Source organism: Heyndrickxia acidiproducens DSM 23148 (assembly GCF_000374345.1).
Taxonomy (GTDB): Bacteria; Bacillota; Bacilli; order Bacillales; family Bacillaceae_C; genus Weizmannia; species Weizmannia acidiproducens.
In genome coordinates this window covers 1-3,463 of record NZ_KB894065.1, presented here as the reverse complement: position 1 = coordinate 3,463, position 3,463 = coordinate 1, and the positions used below count along the sequence as shown (strand labels likewise).

Annotated in this window: 5 protein-coding genes and 1 pseudogene; all 6 read left to right on the top strand. The window is 41.7% G+C overall.

The window, feature by feature from the left end; all coding sequences use genetic code 11:
• Nucleotides 1-321 (top strand): DUF5344 family protein (locus tag C232_RS0118100; RefSeq protein ID WP_018665517.1); only part of this gene is annotated, 321 nt, incomplete at its 5' end.
• A gap of 4 nt (nt 322-325) precedes the next feature.
• Nucleotides 326-2,086, top strand: coding sequence for a T7SS effector LXG polymorphic toxin (locus C232_RS19035; protein ID WP_018665516.1), 1,761 nt, complete (start codon nt 326-328; stop codon nt 2,084-2,086).
• 12 nt (nt 2,087-2,098) lie between these two features.
• On the top strand, nt 2,099-2,422 hold the full coding sequence (locus tag C232_RS0118090; protein WP_018665515.1) for a hypothetical protein: 324 nt from the start codon (nt 2,099-2,101) through the stop codon (nt 2,420-2,422).
• Nucleotides 2,423-2,544: 122 nt separating this feature from the next.
• Nucleotides 2,545-2,823 (top strand): T7SS effector LXG polymorphic toxin, encoded by a 279-nt coding sequence (locus tag C232_RS19690; protein ID WP_081622803.1) that lies wholly within the window; start codon nt 2,545-2,547, stop codon nt 2,821-2,823.
• Entirely contained in the window at nt 2,807-3,148 is a 342-nt protein-coding gene (locus C232_RS20350; RefSeq protein WP_235801562.1) for an LXG domain-containing protein, read from the top strand. Before C232_RS19690 ends, C232_RS20350 begins: the two co-directional genes overlap by 17 nt.
• A 9-nt stretch (nt 3,149-3,157) precedes the next feature.
• Nucleotides 3,158-3,463 (top strand): annotated as a pseudogene (locus tag C232_RS20345) (hypothetical protein); the annotation flags it as partial.

The following is a 3,463-nucleotide window of genomic DNA, read 5'->3' as shown; positions in this document are numbered from 1 at the left end:
AGAAATCGTAAAAATGCGCAAAAAAGAGGTGTGACGATGGAAGTCAAAATTCAATTTGACACGGTTGAAAAATCACTCGCAAATATCCGCTCAAACGCACAAAACCCGGATAGTTCAAAATCAATGGGTGACAGTGGCTCGAATCATTTATTGTCCCTTCATCATCTTGTCCACTTGAATCAAAAGCTGGATAACCTGCTCACTGCCTACCATGCTGTCACATTGAAAAATGAAGCGGCAGCCAAAAAAGCAGTCCATGCCATGAAGGAATATGATGAACAATTGGAAAAGGGCTTCGAAGACCGGGCGATGAGCAGGTGACACAATGAAAATTCTTGATGTGCAGTTATTTGAACAAGTTGTCGCGGATACGCAAAGTGCTTTGAAGGAGAAATCTGATCAAATCGCGGACCTCCAGCAGGCAATTGATGCGTTTGTGAACATGGAGGATGCGTTTAAAGGCAAGGCTGGCGATGCCATGCGTGGGTATTTCCGGGATTTTCACCAGCCGTTTCTCTTGTACCTGCAGTCGTTTTTATCCGAATACAACGAGCAGCTGAACAAAATTCTTAAAGACTTGTCATCCTTTGAACCGGACGCTAACGGCTATATTCAGGAAGCTTTTGTTCAGGACGGTGTCATTTCCGCGCTGAAAAAACTGGAGAATACCGTTGGTTATTTGCTGGAAGATGCCAATGCTGCAATGCGGAAAGTTTCAGATCTTATCTCTCTTCCAAAACTAGATGTGGAGGAAAAGCTATACTATATTCAGAAGGCTAGAAAAAAGGCAAACAAAACACTTGAGCATTTGTATGACTTTGACTCAAAGGCTGCCAGTACACTAGATTCCCTTGATAAAGACTTGGATACCATGGTGCGGTTTATCCGGCAGATGGAATCGATGAGTGGTGACGGCTCACTTGACATTGCGACCTACAACCCGAAACAGTTTGTCACAACGAATGCCTACCGCAGTCTGGAAGGCGAGCTCATTCAGAAAGCTGGTGTAAAACCGGTTAAGACGATGAGGGCTCAAGACTTTGGCGGACATTTGTCCGTCAAGTTCCATGTGTATGAAGACGGGGTCACCGTGATGGAATACCGCAAGCAGGGATCCAAACAGGTTTATTACGAACTGGTCGATGAAATCCCGAAAGAAGCGATTCCAAGAGAGAAAAAACCGGATGATCCGCTTTATATGGATATTTGGAATGGATTTTATAAAGGCGCCGGTGAAATGGTCGGCGATATTATCGGAACCGTGGCGGAGATTCCAAAGATGGCATATATGATTGGCTATAAAGGCGCGGAATTCGCGGATCACCTTGTCTCTTCCCCTTCCCCAAAAGCATACTTATACAGCAGTGTCCACAAGGGGATCGATACGGCCAAATATATGTGTCAGTCCGTCAAGAATGCTTTCGAACGTGATGTCGTCAATGGCAATGCCGAAAGCCGGACAGAGTTTTTTACTCACGGCATTGGAACAGTCGGAATATCCCTGTTTGGCGACAAAGGACTCAGCAAACTTGGTACACCTGCGAAAGCTGTTGCCGAAGAGCCGGAAAAAAGCGCCGGGAATCTGAGAGGGAATATCGGGGTTGCACCTGCGTTTGAAGCAGCCGGAACAGGGCATGTAAAGATTCCGTATAATATGATGAATGAGTTAGGGGTAAGACTACAGCATGCGACAAAGGAAAGATGGTCAGGGGATAAACCAGGAATTTTTAATAGTGGCACATTCGAACACATATTTCGCGGAGAAGTTAACAAAAAAAGAAAAGCTGTAGGCTATCACCATGAAAGTATGATGGGTGGAAAAATAGTTGAAGTGACAGACCCTCCAAATCAATATGGCGTATATCGTGCAATAGTTGAGATTGAAGGTAAGAATAAGAAAGTACCATCTACCTTTTTTCCTAAAGACTGGAACAGAGTTCAAGTAACCGAAGCGATAAAAGAAGCTTACAATAATAAAAAACTGATAAAAGATAATCTATACGAAGGTACATTAAAAAGTGGCATGAAAATACAAATGAGAATAGATCCTCAAGGTAAAATTAAAACTGCATATCCATTATATTAGGGAAGTGTGAAAATGAAATACAAAGTTATATTTAAAAAAGGCAATACGGGATTAACAGTACAAGTACCAAATGAAATTTCTTCTGTTGCAATTTTATTAATGGGTGATGTTCAAAGTAATAGCAGGCCTTGGCTGGATTTGTTATACAGGGTTTTAAATGGCGAGTCAATTCATGAAGAATGCACAGGAAATAATTGCACATTAGAAATAAAAAAGGATTTTACAAACATAACAGATAATTATAGTGATGAAGATAATGAATGTATTATAGAAACAAAAGAACTGGTAAAAATTATAGAACTATGGACAGCAAAAATCAATTCCATTAAGAAGTAGGATAAAATGAATCCATTGTTTAAAAGCTGTTCAATTGATAATTTTGTAGACATGCAAAATGCGTATAATAGCAAGGCCGGCAATGCTATGCGTGGATATTTCCAGGATTTCATTTCTCTTGACTGCAGTCGTTATCCGAATACAACGAGCAGCAGAACAAAATTCGCAAAGATTTATCATTCTTTGAACCGGATTCGGACGGCTATACTCAGGAAGCTTTTGTTCAGGACGGTGTTATTTCCGCGCTGAAAAAACTGGTGAGTACCGTTGGATACTTACTTGAGGATGCCAATGCAGCAATGCGAAGAGTTTCGGATCTTATCTCTCTTCCAAACCTGGATGTGGAGGAAAAGCTATACTCTATTCAGAAGGCTGGAAAAAAAAGTGAACAAAACAGTTGAACATTTGCATGACTTTGATACCAAAGTTGTCCGTACCCTTGACACCCTTGATAAAGGCATAAATACCATGGTGCGGTTTGTCGGGCAGATGGAATCGATGGCGAGTGACGGCTCACCTGACATTACCGCTTATAACCCGAAACAGTTTATCAAAACTGGAGCCTACCGCAGTCTGGAAGGTGAGCTCATTCATAAGGTTGGTATGAAACCGGCTCAAAGAGTGAGCGGCAAGGATTTTGACAGGTATTTGTCCGCCAAGTTCCATATCTATAAAGACGGGTCCATTGTGATGGAATACAGGAAACCCGGAAGCAAGCATCTCTAATATGAACTGGTGAACGAAATCCCGAAAGAGACCATACCGGGTTCAGAAAATCCGGATGACCCGTTTTATATGGATATTTGGAACGGCATTTATGAGGGATCCGGAAAAGCAGTCGGTGATACGATCGAAGGCCTGGAAACACTCCTTAAGCCAAGAACCTATATCTCAATGGGTTATAATGGCGCGAAATACGTGATCTCTTCTGTAAACGAGCACATTATTCCAGTAACCTTTTTTCAAATTAATTCAGGTACACTTCCGGGAAAATGTGCATATTTTATTTCCGTTGTTCCAGAATGTGAAAATTTCCTTCAA

What these genes read in the sequence shown, in the direction of transcription:
- C232_RS19035 (WP_018665516.1), top strand. Translation starts at nt 326, where the DNA reads ATGAAAATTCTTGATGTGCAGTTATTTGAACAAGTTGTCGCGGATACG.
- C232_RS0118090 (WP_018665515.1), top strand. Translation starts at nt 2,099, where the DNA reads ATGAAATACAAAGTTATATTTAAAAAAGGCAATACGGGATTAACAGTA.